Origin of the sequence: Thalassococcus lentus, from assembly GCF_028023555.1 — a bacterium.
GTDB classification, from domain to species: domain Bacteria; phylum Pseudomonadota; class Alphaproteobacteria; order Rhodobacterales; family Rhodobacteraceae; genus Thalassococcus_A; species Thalassococcus_A lentus.
On sequence record NZ_JAQIOY010000001.1, the window covers coordinates 320,308 to 334,872 of the forward strand.

Below are 14,565 nucleotides of genomic sequence, written 5' to 3' on the forward strand. Positions count from 1 at the left end.
TAAGGCGGCTGACAATCGGGTAAAACCCGAAACAGACAGCCGGTACGGAAAGAACATGTCCAAACTCAAATATACGCGCGAAGAAGCCCTGGCTTTTCACCTCGAGCCTACCCCTGGAAAGTGGGAAGTTCAGGCCACCGTTCCGATGACCACCCAGCGCGATCTTTCGCTGGCGTATAGTCCAGGTGTTGCGGTGCCCTGCGAGGACATCGCTGAAAACCCAGAGCTTGCCTATGACTATACCAACAAAGGCAACCTTGTTGCGGTCATCTCAAATGGAACGGCTGTTCTGGGTCTTGGCAATCTGGGCGCGCTGGGCTCGAAGCCGGTCATGGAAGGCAAGTCGGTTCTGTTCAAACGCTTCGCCGACGTGAACAGCATCGACATTGAACTGGATACCGAAGACCCGGATGAGTTCATCAAGGCTGTTCGTTTGATGGGCCCCACCTTTGGAGGTGTGAACCTTGAAGACATCAAGGCGCCAGAGTGTTTCATCATTGAGCAAACTCTCAAGGAGCAGATGGATATTCCGGTGTTCCACGATGACCAGCACGGGACCGCTGTTATTTGTGCTGCCGGTCTGATCAACGCGCTGCATTTGTCTGGCAAAAAAATTGAAGATGTCAAAATCGTTCTGAATGGTGCGGGCGCTGCTGGAATCGCCTGTTTGGAGCTGCTCAAAAGCATGGGCGCCAAGCACAACAACTGCATCATGTGCGACACAAAAGGCGTAATCTATCAGGGCCGTTCCGAGGGCATGAACCAGTGGAAATCTGCCCATGCGGTTAAAACCGACCTTCGGACGCTGGAAGACGCGATGAAAGGCGCTGATGTGTTCTTGGGTGTGTCGGCAAAAGGCGCGGTCACTCAGGACATGGTGGCCAGCATGGCGGACAATCCCGTGATTTTTGCCATGGCCAACCCGGATCCTGAAATCACGCCTGAAGAGGCGCATGAAGTACGGGTAGACGCAATCGTTGCGACCGGCCGCAGTGACTACCCGAACCAGGTGAACAATGTTTTGGGCTTTCCGTATCTTTTCCGCGGCGCTCTCGATGTCCACGCACGCGCGATCAACGATGAAATGAAGATCGCTTGTGCAAACGCATTGGCTGAGCTGGCACGTGAAGACGTTCCTGATGAGGTTGCGCTGGCCTATGGCAAGGCGCTGACTTTTGGTCGGGACTATATCATCCCGACACCCTTTGATCCGAGACTAATTCACCGCATTCCGCCTGCTGTGGCCAAGGCGTGCATGGACACCGGTGCGGCGCGGCGTCCGATTATTGATATGGAAGCATACGAAGTCGGTCTGAAATCCCGGATGGATCCAACCGCCAGTATTCTTCGGTCGATAAACGCACGTGCACGGGCCGCGCAGGCCCGGATGATCTTTGCCGAAGGGGATGACCCTCGGGTCCTGCGTGCCGCGGTTATGTACCAGCGATCGGGTCTGGGTAAGGCGCTTGTTGTCGGTCGCGAAGCGGACGTGAAAAAGAAACTGGAAGACGCCGGTCTGGCAGACGCGGTCCGTGAGCTCGAAGTCGTCAACGCGGCAAACACACGGCATTTGGAAACCTACAAGGATTTCCTGTACCAGCGCCTGCAACGCAAAGGCATGGACCGTTCCGATATTCACAGACTTGCCGCCCGCGATCGTCACGTGTTCGCGTCGCTGATGCTTGCGCATGGCCATGGCGACGGTCTGGTCACGGGCGCCACGCGCAAGAGCGCTCATGTCATGGAATTGATTAACCACGTTTTTGACGCGGACGCCTCTCATGGGGCGGCCGGCGTTACGGCGCTTTTGCACAAAGGACGGATCGTGATGATCGCGGATACCTTGGTGCATGAATGGCCTGATGAAGAAGATCTGGCAAACATCGCGGAGCGCGCCGCCGGTGTAGCACGGCATCTGGGGCTTGAGCCAAGGGTCGCGTTTGTTTCCTTTTCGACCTTTGGATACCCCGTGTCCGAACGCGCTGAGAAAATGCACATTGCGCCACGCGTTCTCGATAAACGGGGCGTGTCATTTGAATACGAAGGCGAAATGACAGTCGACGTTGCGCTGAACGTCAAAGCGCAGGAAAGCTATCCGTTCCAACGTTTGACCGGACCCGCGAACATATTGGTTGTTCCAGCTCGGCATTCGGCATCAATCTCGGTCAAGCTGATGCAGGAAATGGCAGGGGCTACCGTGATTGGCCCAATCCTTGCGGGTGTCGACAAGTCTATCCAGATTTGTTCAACCAACATGACGGCCAATGACATTCTCAACATGGCTGTCTTGTCCGCCTGCAAGGTGGGATGATCGCGCGTTCTGTGTCATGGTTTGATGGCTTGCGCGTCTGGCGCAAGTCATGAACGGAGGACACTGGCGTGACCATCTTCAATCTTGGATCGATCAACGCAGACCAGGTGTATCGGTTGCCGCATCTCCCAGGACCGGGTGAGACGCTGGCTTCGACCGGCTACAAGCGCGGATTGGGCGGGAAGGGCGCAAACATGTCTGTCGCGGCGGCCCGCGCGGCAGCTCATGTTGTTCACATTGGTTCTGTCGGCCCGGATGGGCAGTGGGCGGTTGAGCGTTTGATGGAATACGGTGTCGACACGCGTCAGCTCGAAATGGTTGAAACAGTGACCGGCCATGCGATCATCGCTGTCGATGATCATGGCGAGAATTCCATTATTCTGTACCCCGGAGCCAACGCGGAAGTATCTGAGACCAAGATTGAGACGGTTCTGGCTGAAGGAACCGAAAACGACCTGTTTCTTTTTCAAAATGAAACCAACGCTCAACGGTACGCCGCTGAAACAGCATCGAAACAGGGTATGCGCATCGCCTATGCGGCTGCGCCATTTGATGCGAATGCTGTCAAATCAGTATTGCCGTTGTTGGACCTTCTGGTCCTGAATGAGGTTGAAGCCGATCAGCTGGAAGAAGCCATTGGCCAAAGTGCTGAACAGCTTCCCGTCAGGGATGTGATTGTGACTTTGGGGGGTGATGGCTGTCGCTGGCACAACACGGATGACGGCATCACGCGGGAATTCCCGGCGATACCCGTCGACCCCATCGATACGACTGGTGCGGGCGACACATTCACAGGGTACCTGCTTGCTGGTTTGGATCGGGGCATGCCCACCGAGCAAGCCATTCAACTTGCCATAAAGGCGGCGGCCTTGATGGTAACCCGTCTTGGTACCGCGGACGTCATTCCGGATTTGAAGGACGTTCAGGACTTTGCGCCCTGAACGCCGATCTTAGCCTGCAAAAGCGGCGTTCTTACCCCAGAGCTGTTTAACCCGTTTGTCACGACCACAAGCGGCTCGATATCTTTTGTAGGCCTTTTCACGCGTGATGTATCCAAACCGGGTCAGAGTCTGTTTCTGGCTCTTGTAGTAGTTCTGGTGAACCTTCTCGGCTTTGTAGAATTTGGATGCCGGCAGGATTGGCGTGACAATCTTACGGCCCAACGCCTTTTCAGCGGACGCTTTGGCGGCCTCGGCCATCAAACGATCTGTCGGGTTGGCGACAAAGATGGCTGTGCGATAGCTGTCACCGCGATCACAAAACTGGCCGCCCGCGTCTGTCGGATCTACAGACCGGAAGAACAAATCATACAGCCGACGTGTATCAACCTTCTTTGGATCATACTTGATTTTGACGGCTTCGTAGTGGCCGGTCCCGCCATTGACGACCTGTTTGTAGTCGGGGTTTTTGACAGATCCCCCGGTGTAGCCGGAAATCGCTTCCTTGACGCCTTTGACCTTTTCGAAGTCCGCTTCCACACACCAAAAGCAGCCACCGGCCACGATGATTTCCGCGGCTTCGACCCGGGGACTGGTCAGGCCTAGGATGACGATCAGGGACAGAACAAAGCTACGCATTTCATACTCCGGTTTGTTTCGTGAAAGATTGCTCTTGTTGGCTGGCTGACTCAACTCACCGCAGCGTGATGTCACGCGGCTGTGAACGCCGCTTGTTTCTGGACAGACCCACTCAATCGTGGTCCGCTTGCCGAAAGCGACAGAATAATGGAACCGGGACAGGTACAGATGAAATCACCGCATTCAGGAGAAAAGGCATGAGGCTGGCTGTTTGGAGCGGGCCGCGAAATCTGTCTACGGCAATGATGTACAGCTTTGCGCAGCGTGCAGATTTCACGGTGTGGGACGAGCCGTTTTACGGCCCGTATCTCCGATTGACTGGCTTGAATCATCCGATGCGCGACGACGTGCTGAAATCCAGGCCAGAGACTGCAGAACAGATTGAACAGACTCTATTAAAGCAGGAATCGAGTGAAAAGACGCACCTCTATCACAAACATATGTGCCAACACATGATCGACGGAATCCCGCGATCGTTCATGATCCAATGTAAAAACGTATTCTTGCTCCGCCACCCAGCGAGGGTCGTCGCCAGTTTTGCCAAGAACTATCCAGAAGTAGACGCCGAAGACATAGGATTTGCAAAACAGGCTGAGCTGTTCTCAGAATTGGTTGATGCCGACCAGCAGCCTTTGGTCCTGGACAGTGAGGATGTTCGACGAAACCCAGAGCACATGCTTCGATTGCTTTGCGAAAGATTGGGTCTGCCGTGGGACTCAAAGATGCTTGCGTGGCCAGCAGGGCCCAAACCCTATGATGGGGCATGGGCGCCGGTCTGGTATAAATCGCTTCACGCGACAACTGGCTTTGCCGGCCCCGAAGGGCCATTGCCGGAATTGAGCGGACGATTGGCCAGTCTCGCGAATGGAGCTTTGCCGCACTACGAATTGTTGCGCGAAAAGGCCATAAAAGGCAGATAGCGGGAAAGGCGTGTTGTTTTCCCCGATGAAACCTGACTGTTGCAGCACCATCTCTGTTTCATGAAACGACGTGATTTTCTTGCCCTCACTGCAGGTGGTGCCGCTGCCGCCACACTGCCTGTTCCTCAAATGGCCGCGGCCACTACGCGGGTTGCTCCACGGTCCATGATGACCGCATGGGCCACAGCAATGGCGCGCGCTGGGAATCCGATTTCTCACAAAACGCTGAACAGCGCGCTCAAGGTTTCCAGCGCCGAGGCATCTGCCATCATGAACCGCTTGGCAGCCCAGGGCGTCATTGCGGCGCCGAATGCCATCGGTGTCGCGCGGGCGGTTTCCGGAAAATCACACACAGACCTATCAAGTGACGGACTGAATCGTTTGCGTGGGTTTGTTGAGCGTTGGGCAAATGAAAAAGGCGCGCCCGAAGAAGACGCGCCCAATTCAAATCTCGATGCTTCGTCCGAACCGGAACAGCTCGATCAACCCTGACGTTTCTTGCGGGCTGCCAACAAGCGCAGACGCAACGCGTTCAACTGGATGAAACCTGCTGCATCCTTCTGATCGTAGGCACCTGCGTCATCCTCGAAAGTAACGTGGGCCTCGGAATAGAGCGAGTTGTCGGACCAGCGACCAACCGTACGCGCCAGACCCTTGTACAACTTCAGACGAACAGTTCCCGAAACATGTGTTTGAGAAGCGTCGATTGCGGCCTGCAACATTTCGCGTTCCGGCGAGTACCAGAAGCCATTGTAGATCAATTCAGCGTAGCGGGGCATCAGTTCGTCCTTAAGGTGGGCTGCGCCGCGATCCAGTGTGATCTGCTCAATTCCGCGGTGCGCTTCCAACAGGATCGTGCCGCCTGGAGTTTCGTAGATGCCGCGTGATTTCATCCCGACAAAACGACCCTCAACCAGATCAAGACGGCCAATGCCGTGTTTGCGACCGTATTCGTTCAGAGCGGTCAGGATCGTGGCGGGGCTCATTGCTTCGCCATTGATCGCAACCGCATCACCCTTGTCGAAGGTCACTTCGATAAATTCAGGCGTGTCAGGCGCTTCTTCGGGTGAAACGGTCCGCTGATACACATACTCAGGTGCATCCTGTGCCGGATCTTCCAGAACCTTGCCTTCCGAGGATGTGTGCAAGAGATTGGCATCAACGCTAAAGGGCGCTTCGCCGCGTTTGTCCTTGGCGATCGGGATCTGGTTCTTTTCTGCGAAATCAAGCAGCGATGTCCGTGAATTCAAATCCCATTCGCGCCAAGGCGCGATGCATTTGATATCCGGGTCCAACGCGGCGGCGCTCAGCTCGAACCGAACCTGATCGTTGCCCTTGCCCGTGGCGCCATGGGCCACAGCATCAGCACCTGTTTCATGTGCGATTTCAACCAGCCGCTTTGAGATCAATGGACGTGCGATTGACGTTCCCAGAAGGTACAGACCTTCGTAGACAGCGTTGGCGCGGAACATCGGGAAAACAAAGTCGCGCACAAATTCCTCGCGAACATCTTCGATGTAGATGTTTTCCGGGGCGATCCCCAACATTTGCGCCTTTTCGCGCGCCGGTTCCAATTCCTCTCCCTGACCGAGGTCAGCGGTGAACGTAACGACTTCACAACCGTATTCGGTTTGTAGCCACTTCAGGATGATGGATGTATCGAGGCCGCCGGAATAGGCGAGAACTACTTTCTTGGGCGCGGACATGGGGATTCCTCTTGTCGGGTCGGGCGCGGATTAGCGGTTTTTCGCGCCTTGAGCAAGCATAGGGCGTTGACGCGAAGCCGCAGGCTGTTACCGGTTGAGTTGCCCAGTGATTAGGAGTGGCCTGATGAAAGGTTGGCAGATTTTTATGCATTCGGTTCGGTTGGTTTTGAACAATCTCGGACCTGCCCTGAAAATTTCGGCGGTTTTATATATGGCTCAGGTCGCGCAGCAGCTGACCTTTTTCATGAACCCTCCGAACATCGATGAAGACGGACTGGTTTTTGTAGCGCCAGATGCCGCTGTTCAGACACTCGTTCTGAGCCTCATTTCACTGATCGCCGGTCTTTGGATTGCGGTGGCCTGGCATCGCTATGTTCTGGCCAACGAAGAACCGCAGGGCTGGCTGCCCAGATGGCATGGTTCAAACATCCTCAGCTATCTTGGACGTTCGATCATGATCGGTCTGCTAATCGGCCTTGGTTTGATTGTTGCAGCTATCCCCGTTGGGTTAGTCGGGGCGTTTGCACCCGGACTTGTCGGTGTGTTGACTTTTGGGTTGATCGGTTTGGCTTCTTACCTGTTTTTCAGGATGGGTGTCATGCTTCCGTCTGCAGCCATGGGTGAACCCATGAGACTGGGTGATGCCTGGAGCGCAACCAACGATAATGATGGCGCGGTGGTCGTTCTGGCGCTGTTGGTCATCGCCGTGAGTGTTCTGGTCCAGATTCCATCATGGCTGAACCCTGATCCGGGTTCGATCATCAACCTGATCTACGGTATCGTGACGGGCTGGTTTGTGACGATCATTGGTGTGTCAGTATTGACCACGCTGTATGGTCATTATGTCCAAGGCCGCCCAATCGACTGACTTGCTTTGGCGATTGCGCTGCGGCACTGATACCAAATGACTAATTTTCGTGATCAGGTCGAAACGGCCACCCAAGCCATGCGTGCGGTTTTCCCCGAAACACCGCTTTTGCTGAATGCGCACTTGTCAGACAGATTTGGTGCTGAAATTTGGTTAAAGCGCGAAGACCTGTCCCCTGTTCGAAGCTACAAGCTACGCGGCGCTTTCAATGCAATGCGCAAACGCGAGAGCGATGACCTTTTTGTGTGCGCCAGTGCCGGAAACCACGCGCAAGGTGTCGCCTACATGTGTCGGCATTTTGGCAAGCGTGGCGTGATCTTCATGCCTGTGACAACACCTGATCAGAAGATTCAAAAAACGGGCATGTTTGGCGGCGATAGTGTCGAAATCAAACTGGTTGGCGACTATTTCGATGACTGCCTTCGTGCGGCCCAAGAGTTCTGCGCCAAGGAAGGCGGTCATTTCCTTTCTCCGTTCGACGATGAGGATGTCATCGAAGGCCAGGCCTCTGTCGCCGCGGAAATCGCGCAGCAGTTGGGCCGCGTACCGGACCATCTTGTGATCCCGGTTGGTGGCGGTGGACTAAGCGCGGGCTGTCTCAGCTATTTCGGAAATGACTGCCAGTACACGTTTGTCGAACCTTCAGGTGGGGCCAGCCTTCGTGCTGCACTGGCAGACGGGAAACCCGCCACTCTGGAGCATGTAAATACCTTTACGGACGGCGCTGCGGTTGCGCGGATTGGAGAAAAGCCGTTTGCGCGGCTTGCCGATGTCGGGCTGGCCAGCACATTGACCATCGACGAGGACCGACTTTGCACAACGATGCTCGAGATGTTGAATGTCGAAGGCATCGTGCTGGAACCGGCCGGAGCATTGTCGGTTGATGCGTTGAAAGATCTTGGTCAGGCTATTCGGGGACGCACGCTCGTCTGTGTGACGACCGGTGGGAACTTCGATTTTGAACGGTTGCCAGAGGTCAAAGAGCGCGCTCAGCGCTGGGCGGGTTTGAAGAAGTATTTTATTCTGCGATTGCCGCAAAGACCGGGTGCTCTCAAAGATTTCCTGAGTCTTATGGGGCCAAACGACAACATCACCCGGTTTGAGTACCTCAAGAAATCGGCCCGGAATTTCGGCTCGGTTCTGATTGGAATTGAAACATCGGACCCAACCAACTTTCCACGCTTGTTCTCTTTGATGGAGGATCAGGGGTATGCCTATCAGGACATCACTGATGACGAGATCATCGCACAGTTTGTAATATGAGCTTTGCCGGAAAAACTGCTTTTGTAACGGGTGCGGGACAAGGCATAGGGCAGGCTCTTGTCCGGCAACTTGCCAAACGCGGAGTGCAGGTGTGCGTGGTTGATTTAGACTCTGTTTCAGCGGAAAATACAGCGTCAGAGATTGGTGGCATTTCTCTGACCTGTGATGTCAGTAAAGCCTCTGAACTGGAATCTGCCATCGAAACGGCCCGCGAAAAGTTGGGGCAAATCGACATGGTGATTTCCAATGCCGGGTTCGCCCATGGTGCATTGGATGGGCCGGCCAGTGCCGATGATCAACAATGGCAAATGAGCTGGGATGTGCACGTTATGGCTCATCTGCGCGCATGCCGAGCGGTCCTGCCGGAAATGCTGGAACGCGGTGAGGGTTGGCTGATCAGCGTCGCATCGGCAGCAGGCTTGCTGAGCCAAATCGGAGATGCCCCCTATTCTGCGACCAAACATGCGGCTGTTTCGCTGGCCCAATCGTTGGCCATCGAACATGGGCATCAGGGAATCCGGGTCAGTACGGTTTGCCCTCTGTACGTGGCGACGCCTTTGCTGGGATATGACGCGGATCAACCGAACGACCGTCCAAATGATCGGGTCTTAACCGCCGCAGAAGTGGCCGCTACGATTGTGCAGGGTATCGAAGAAGAACGATTTATGATCCTGCCGCATCCTGAGGCAGCGGCGCACTTTCAACGGCGCGCGGCCGATACGGATCGATGGATCAAAGGAATGCAGCGATTGCGGGGAGACGCATTTGAGTCGGGGAATCCGCAGCATTTCGTCGATCTGCATCGCTTGATCTGACAGGCGGGTTTCAAGCGGCAAACCGCACGTGAAACCCGGCAAAGAACGCCTCTTTGGATTGTTCAAAGCAGGCTGCAACGACATCCGACTTTACCGCTTGATCGTCGCCACCTTTCGCCCTTTGCTCTGCCTTTGCACATAGATCGGAAAGCTCTGAAAATCCCAGGTTTAAGGCTGCGCCTTTCAAAAAATGCATCTGTTCCTCGGACAGTTTGGCGTCGCCCTGGCATTGTGGGATCTGTTGAATTGCGCTGCCCACCTCGTCGAGGAACAGTTCCACAACTTCTTCGAAATCATCCGCACCGATTTCATCGCGCAGTTCAGAAACCCTTTGCCAGTCAATCATGGGGCGCCCTTTCGTTTTGGTGAAAGAGTGATGCGGGATGGTTAAGAACTTATGTCCGACCCCTGATGAACTACGCAGTATTTTAGCATTCACACACTCTTAATTCCGATTCCACTAAATGGTCTGAACGAGACTTTTTGAGGCGATAAAAGTGAGTAACCCGTCCCCCATCTCAATCGGGCTGGATGCGCAAACGGCGCAGACAAAAAGGGTTTTGATTGTTGACGATAGCCGTCTGCAGCTCAAAATCATGCGTTCGATTTTGATGAAGCAAGGCTATGAGGTTGTCGAGGCAGCCAGCGGCTCTGACGCCTTGGAAATCTGTAGATCGGATCCACCTGAATTGATCGTTTCGGATTGGATGATGCCCGGAATGGACGGGCTGGAGTTCTGTCGGCGGTTCCGGACCCTTCCGCATGAGGGGTATGTTTATTTTATTCTTCTGACCTCAAAGAGCGAAAAGGGCGATATCGCTGAGGGACTGGATGCCGGTGCCGACGACTTTCTGACAAAGCCAGTCAATCCAGCAGAACTGCGGGCGCGGCTGAATGCTGGCGTTCGAATATTGTCGATGCAGCAAGAGCTGTCTGAAAAAAACAGACTGATATCCGAAGCTTTGAGCGAGCTGCAGGTTGTCCATGAGGCAATCGACAAAGACTTGCGACAAGCGCGCACAATTCAGCAATCTCTGGTGCCAGAGCGGAGCCGTGTTTTCGGAACGTCCCGGGTCAGTCTGTTGCTTGAACCATGCGGCCATGTCGGCGGCGATCTGGTGGGAATGTTTTCGCCAAGCGAAGGGCGTCTCGGACTCTACAGCATTGATGTGTCAGGCCATGGGATCACATCGGCCATGGTTACAGCACGGGTTGCCGGCTACATGTCCAGCACCTTTGCGGATCAGAACATCGCTCTGCGCAAAGTCAGCGACGATTGCTACGACATGCGCCATCCTGAAAAAGTTGCGGTTATGTTGAACGATCGTTTGGCCGCTGATCCCGGCGTAGAAGAGTATCTGACCATGGCCTACGTGAACGCCGATCTTTCTTCGGGACATATGAATATGGTCCAGGCTGGACACTCTCCGCCCTTGGTTCTGCGCGCGGACGGTGCAGTGACCTTCTTCGGAGACGGGGGATTGCCAATCGGTTTGGTTGACGACGTCGATTACGATGGCCTTAGCTGTGATCTGTCATCTGGGGATCGCTTATTGCTCTATTCGGATGGCTTTACAGAGGCTGTCCTAAAATCCGGAAAAATGCTGGGCGAATCTGGATTGGCCGATCTGTTTCGAGCCGCCGCAAGACAAGGCGAGGGAACAGAGCTACTGGCTGACATGTTTTGGCGGCTGCGAGAAGCCATGGCCGACGGCGGAACGCTGGGTGATGATGTTTCAGCCGCTCTTCTGGAATACGATGTTGTCTGAAACACGTCTCTAACTCAGCACAAAACGCGCCACGAAGGCTCGATCCCCAGGATTACCCAAATGCGCAACGGCGACCTCTGGCGGCATCCAAAGTGCAAGGTGATCTGGCTCGGTTGGTGGCCCTAGCTGGCGGACAGGTCTGGCCGTGTAAATGATGCAGATTTTTTCGGCCCAGAGGTCGTATTCCGGCATATAGGTATAGCGCCGAAAGGCACCCAACCTGCGCGGGCAGGCGATGCGCCAGCCGGTCTCTTCGAAAACCTCTCGGTGCAGCGCTGCCAAAGGATGTTCACCGGGGTCTATCCCTCCGCCGGGCAGCTGCAATTCCTGTTGATCATCGTCCTGATAGGTCAAAAGCAACGCGTTTTTTTGGGGCAAAATCGCATAGGCGCCGGGTCTGACACGGTATCTTTTGCCCGGTTCTGGCGGGCTTCCTATGCGCTGGATCATATCGCCCCCGTTGCGCTTGCCTTGATCGTCCCTATATGGCTGCGGTATGCCAGCCCCCGGCACATAAGGAAACCCCATGAGCATCGGCACAAAACTCGCTTGGGACGATACAGTCCTGCCCTTTCAGCTTGATCAGGCGGATATCCGTGGTCGCATTGCGCGATTGGACGGTGTTTTGTCCGGCGTTCTAAAGCAACACGCCTATCCGGAGCCGGTCGAGGCCTTGATCGCGGAAATGGCGCTGTTGACCGCGCTGATCGGCCAGACGATCAAACTGCGCTGGAAGCTGTCGCTTCAGGTGCAGACAAAAGGTGCGGTGCGCATGATTGCGACGGACTATTATGGGCCGAACGAAAAGGGTGAACCGGCTCGGATCCGGGCATACGCCAGTTTTGATCAAGATCGCATCACTGACCAGGACCCCTTTACCCAGCTTGGCGAAGGGTATTTCGCGATCCTGATCGATCAGGGTGAAGGCATGCAGCCCTATCAGGGAATTACGCCGATTGCAGGCAATTCCCTGTCTGATTGCGCGTCCGCCTATTTCGCGCAGTCCGAACAGTTGCCAACCAGTTTTGCACTCTCCTATGGCCGTTCCACTGAGGCTGGCGGGCAAGAGCACTGGCGCGCGGGCGGCATCATGCTTCAGCATATGCCCAAGGCGTCGCCCTTTGCCGAAGGTGCCAGTGGCGAAGAAGGGCTGTTGCAGGAGGCTGATCTGGTTCACGGTGAAGAAGGTGAGAATTGGAGCCGTGTGAATTTTCACCTCGATACGGTTGAAGATCTCGAATTGATTGGACCCAGTGTATCGCCCGACCAATTGCTGGTTCGACTGTTCCACGAAGAGTCGCCGCGGGTGTTTGGGGCCCAGTCCATTCGGTTTGGCTGTACCTGTTCAGAAGATCGGGTGCGTCAAAGCCTGTCGATCTATTCTGCAAAGGACATCGAGAAGATGACCAACGAAGACGGTCGAGTAACGGCGGATTGCCAGTTTTGTGGAGCACATTACGATTTGGATCCAACAACCGTTGGATTCGAGGCAGGCAATGACAGCCCCTGATCAGGAACGGGCGCTCAGACGCGCGCTTGCGTGTAAGAGCGGCCCTTCTACAGATTTTGATCTGAACCCTCAGGTTGAATTGCCAGAAGGGCGCAAGTTGCGTGCTGCCGGTGTTCTTGCCGCGTTTCAAAAAAGTGATCACGGACTCGAACTGGTTTTGACGAAACGATCATCGCGGTTGAAACACCACCCGGGCCAGATTGCCTTTCCCGGCGGCAAGCAAGACGAAGGTGATCGTGATCCGGTAGCGGCGGCACTTCGGGAGGCTCAGGAAGAAGTCGGGCTTGCCCCGGATACAGTTGATGTCCTGGGCACGCTTCCCACGCATGAGACTGTGACTGGTTTTCTGGTGACGCCGGTATTGGGCATAATCAGAGACACATTTGCACCCATCCCCGAACCTGGTGAAGTGGACGAAGTGTTTACTGCACCGTTTTCTCATGTGACAGATCCGGCCCGTTTCAGGATCGAAGGCAGGCGGTGGCGCGGGCAGCGCAGATTGTACTACACCGCGCCGCTTGGGCCCTATTATATCTGGGGCGCAACGGCCCGAATTCTGCGCGGTTTGGCGGAGCGTATGAACCGATGACTGGTGTATCCGGTGAATGGCTGACCAATCCCAAGACCCAGCATGTTCTGGGCATGCTCGAGGCTGGGGGCTATGAGGCCTACGTGGTTGGGGGTTGTGTCCGAAACGCACTGTTGGACGTTCCTGTCACTGATGTTGATATCTCTACAAATGCAAAACCCGACGCGGTGATCGCCTTGGCCGAAGCTGACGGTTTGCGATCGATTCCTACCGGGATCGATCATGGCACGGTCACTGTCTTGATCGATGATGAGCCTTTCGAAATCACGACGTTTCGGGCAGACGTCGAAACAGATGGTCGTCGTGCCGTCGTGCGATTTGCCGAAACACTGGAACAGGATGCTGTGCGCCGTGATTTCACGATGAATGCGCTTTACGCAGATCGGTGCGGCAAGCTTTTCGATCCGCTTGGTGGGTTGCCCGATCTGAAACAGCGTCTGTTCCGATTCATTGAGAATGCAGAAACGCGTATCCAAGAAGACTATTTGCGAACTCTGCGTTACTTTCGGTTTTCCGCTTGGTATGGCGATCCCGACGCCGGAATGGATCCCGATGCTCTGGCGGCCATAGCTGACAACCTCGAGGGCCTCGATACTCTCTCACGCGAAAGAGTTGGGTCAGAGGTACGCAAATTGCTGGCGGCACCTGACCCGGTCATGGCGGTTTCAGTGATGGATCAAACCGGAGTGCTGCAACGTGTCCTTCCGGGTGCCTGTGTGCGGCCCCTTGGTCCGCTGACCGTACATGAACGGACTCTTGGTTTGATGCCAGATCCCCTGCGCCGCTTGGCCTCGATCGGGTTTTGGGATGGGGCTGCGCTTCGGTTCTCAAAGGCTCAGACTTCGAAACTTGGGCTGTATCAGAGACTGATTGAATCCAGCCAGGGACTGGCTGAAATCGCTTGGCGTGACGGGTCTGATACTGCATTTGACATTGCTGCTTTGCGGGCGGCCATGTTCGAAAGCCCGCTGGATCCCGCGACGGCTGCGCATATAGCTGAGGGGTCACAGGCTTGTTTCCCGGTTTCGTCTGCAGATTTGAAAGATGATTTTCAAGGTCCAGCGCTGGGCGCGCGTTTGCGTGCGCTTCGGGCCGCGTGGATCGCGTCGGGATTTGCGATGACCAAGGCGGAATTGCTGGCCTTGCCAGCGCAACCAGACAGCGAGGGGTGACAGGCGGTCATATCTGAGCTATGACGTCTGCATTCATTCGGAGGATAGCGCATGTATCGTGACAG

The 14,565-nt window shown here is 55.2% G+C and carries 15 protein-coding genes; 11 read left to right on the top strand and 4 right to left on the bottom strand.

Annotated elements, in window-relative coordinates; all coding sequences use genetic code 11:
* Positions 1-55: 55 nt before the first annotated feature.
* On the top strand, positions 56-2,311 hold the full coding sequence (locus PFY00_RS01615) for an NADP-dependent malic enzyme (protein ID WP_271430767.1): 2,256 nt from the start codon (positions 56-58) through the stop codon (positions 2,309-2,311).
* A 68-nt stretch (positions 2,312-2,379) separates the two neighbouring features.
* Positions 2,380-3,252, top strand: a complete 873-nt coding sequence (locus tag PFY00_RS01620) for a ribokinase (RefSeq protein ID WP_271430768.1) — start codon at positions 2,380-2,382, stop codon at positions 3,250-3,252.
* Positions 3,253-3,261: 9 nt separating this feature from the next.
* On the opposite strand, the gene msrA is transcribed toward PFY00_RS01620, so the two are convergent.
* The gene (msrA, locus tag PFY00_RS01625; protein ID WP_271430769.1) at positions 3,262-3,888 is read right to left on the bottom strand and encodes a peptide-methionine (S)-S-oxide reductase MsrA; all 627 of its coding nucleotides are present in this window, start codon (positions 3,886-3,888) and stop codon (positions 3,262-3,264) included.
* A 197-nt stretch (positions 3,889-4,085) separates the two neighbouring features.
* Here msrA and PFY00_RS01630 point away from each other — a divergent pair, with 197 nt between their 5' ends.
* Both PFY00_RS01630 and PFY00_RS01635 read left to right on the top strand, forming a co-directional pair.
* Complete coding sequence (locus tag PFY00_RS01630; protein WP_271431438.1) at positions 4,086-4,808, top strand: sulfotransferase-like domain-containing protein; 723 nt, start codon at positions 4,086-4,088, stop codon at positions 4,806-4,808.
* Positions 4,809-4,868: 60 nt separating this feature from the next.
* Positions 4,869-5,300: a hypothetical protein gene (locus PFY00_RS01635; protein ID WP_271430770.1), complete on the top strand. Its 432-nt coding sequence runs from the start codon at positions 4,869-4,871 to the stop codon at positions 5,298-5,300.
* Here the strand turns inward: PFY00_RS01635 and PFY00_RS01640 are convergent.
* Entirely contained in the window at positions 5,291-6,514 is a 1,224-nt protein-coding gene (locus PFY00_RS01640) for an argininosuccinate synthase (RefSeq protein ID WP_271430771.1), read from the bottom strand. The genes PFY00_RS01635 and PFY00_RS01640 overlap by 10 nt on opposite strands.
* Before the next feature lie 124 nt (positions 6,515-6,638).
* Between PFY00_RS01640 and PFY00_RS01645 the strand changes: the two genes are divergently transcribed.
* Genes PFY00_RS01645 through PFY00_RS01655 form a run of 3 tightly spaced genes read left to right on the top strand, consistent with a single transcriptional unit; the run spans position 6,639 to position 9,460 of the window.
* Positions 6,639-7,382, top strand: coding sequence for a hypothetical protein (locus PFY00_RS01645; protein ID WP_271430772.1), 744 nt, complete (start codon positions 6,639-6,641; stop codon positions 7,380-7,382).
* A gap of 36 nt (positions 7,383-7,418) precedes the next feature.
* Positions 7,419-8,645 (top strand): threonine ammonia-lyase IlvA, encoded by a 1,227-nt coding sequence (ilvA, locus tag PFY00_RS01650; RefSeq protein WP_271430773.1) that lies wholly within the window; start codon positions 7,419-7,421, stop codon positions 8,643-8,645.
* On the top strand, positions 8,642-9,460 hold the full coding sequence (locus PFY00_RS01655; RefSeq protein WP_271430774.1) for an SDR family NAD(P)-dependent oxidoreductase: 819 nt from the start codon (positions 8,642-8,644) through the stop codon (positions 9,458-9,460). Before ilvA ends, PFY00_RS01655 begins: the two co-directional genes overlap by 4 nt.
* Positions 9,461-9,470: 10 nt before the next feature.
* On the opposite strand, the gene PFY00_RS01660 is transcribed toward PFY00_RS01655, so the two are convergent.
* Positions 9,471-9,806, bottom strand: coding sequence for an Hpt domain-containing protein (locus PFY00_RS01660; protein ID WP_271430775.1), 336 nt, complete (start codon positions 9,804-9,806; stop codon positions 9,471-9,473).
* Positions 9,807-9,957: 151 nt separating this feature from the next.
* On the opposite strand from PFY00_RS01660, the gene PFY00_RS01665 reads away from it, so the two are divergent.
* Complete coding sequence (locus PFY00_RS01665) at positions 9,958-11,229, top strand: PP2C family protein-serine/threonine phosphatase (protein ID WP_271430776.1); 1,272 nt, start codon at positions 9,958-9,960, stop codon at positions 11,227-11,229.
* Positions 11,230-11,238: 9 nt separating this feature from the next.
* On the opposite strand, the gene PFY00_RS01670 is transcribed toward PFY00_RS01665, so the two are convergent.
* Positions 11,239-11,679 carry an NUDIX hydrolase gene (locus PFY00_RS01670; RefSeq protein WP_271430777.1) on the bottom strand — a complete coding sequence of 147 codons (441 nt, stop codon included), beginning with the start codon at positions 11,677-11,679 and terminating at the stop codon, positions 11,239-11,241.
* 76 nt (positions 11,680-11,755) lie between these two features.
* On the opposite strand from PFY00_RS01670, the gene hslO reads away from it, so the two are divergent.
* Genes hslO through PFY00_RS01685 form a run of 3 tightly spaced genes read left to right on the top strand, consistent with a single transcriptional unit; the run spans position 11,756 to position 14,500 of the window.
* Complete coding sequence (gene hslO, locus PFY00_RS01675; protein WP_271430778.1) at positions 11,756-12,739, top strand: Hsp33 family molecular chaperone HslO; 984 nt, start codon at positions 11,756-11,758, stop codon at positions 12,737-12,739.
* Positions 12,726-13,328, top strand: a complete 603-nt coding sequence (locus PFY00_RS01680) for a CoA pyrophosphatase (protein WP_271430779.1) — start codon at positions 12,726-12,728, stop codon at positions 13,326-13,328. Before hslO ends, PFY00_RS01680 begins: the two co-directional genes overlap by 14 nt.
* Positions 13,325-14,500 carry a CCA tRNA nucleotidyltransferase gene (locus PFY00_RS01685; protein WP_271430780.1) on the top strand — a complete coding sequence of 392 codons (1,176 nt, stop codon included), beginning with the start codon at positions 13,325-13,327 and terminating at the stop codon, positions 14,498-14,500. Before PFY00_RS01680 ends, PFY00_RS01685 begins: the two co-directional genes overlap by 4 nt.
* The last annotated feature ends 65 nt before the right edge of the window (positions 14,501-14,565 follow it).

What these genes read in the sequence shown, in the direction of transcription:
- PFY00_RS01615 (WP_271430767.1), top strand. Translation starts at nt 56, where the DNA reads ATGTCCAAACTCAAATATACGCGCGAAGAAGCCCTGGCTTTTCACCTC.
- msrA (WP_271430769.1), bottom strand. Translation starts at nt 3,888, where the DNA reads ATGCGTAGCTTTGTTCTGTCCCTGATCGTCATCCTAGGCCTGACCAGT.
- PFY00_RS01630 (WP_271431438.1), top strand. Translation starts at nt 4,086, where the DNA reads ATGAGGCTGGCTGTTTGGAGCGGGCCGCGAAATCTGTCTACGGCAATG.
- PFY00_RS01635 (WP_271430770.1), top strand. Translation starts at nt 4,869, where the DNA reads ATGAAACGACGTGATTTTCTTGCCCTCACTGCAGGTGGTGCCGCTGCC.
- PFY00_RS01640 (WP_271430771.1), bottom strand. Translation starts at nt 6,514, where the DNA reads ATGTCCGCGCCCAAGAAAGTAGTTCTCGCCTATTCCGGCGGCCTCGAT.
- PFY00_RS01645 (WP_271430772.1), top strand. Translation starts at nt 6,639, where the DNA reads ATGAAAGGTTGGCAGATTTTTATGCATTCGGTTCGGTTGGTTTTGAAC.
- ilvA (WP_271430773.1), top strand. Translation starts at nt 7,419, where the DNA reads ATGACTAATTTTCGTGATCAGGTCGAAACGGCCACCCAAGCCATGCGT.
- PFY00_RS01655 (WP_271430774.1), top strand. Translation starts at nt 8,642, where the DNA reads ATGAGCTTTGCCGGAAAAACTGCTTTTGTAACGGGTGCGGGACAAGGC.
- PFY00_RS01660 (WP_271430775.1), bottom strand. Translation starts at nt 9,806, where the DNA reads ATGATTGACTGGCAAAGGGTTTCTGAACTGCGCGATGAAATCGGTGCG.
- PFY00_RS01670 (WP_271430777.1), bottom strand. Translation starts at nt 11,679, where the DNA reads ATGATCCAGCGCATAGGAAGCCCGCCAGAACCGGGCAAAAGATACCGT.
- hslO (WP_271430778.1), top strand. Translation starts at nt 11,756, where the DNA reads ATGAGCATCGGCACAAAACTCGCTTGGGACGATACAGTCCTGCCCTTT.
- PFY00_RS01680 (WP_271430779.1), top strand. Translation starts at nt 12,726, where the DNA reads ATGACAGCCCCTGATCAGGAACGGGCGCTCAGACGCGCGCTTGCGTGT.
- PFY00_RS01685 (WP_271430780.1), top strand. Translation starts at nt 13,325, where the DNA reads ATGACTGGTGTATCCGGTGAATGGCTGACCAATCCCAAGACCCAGCAT.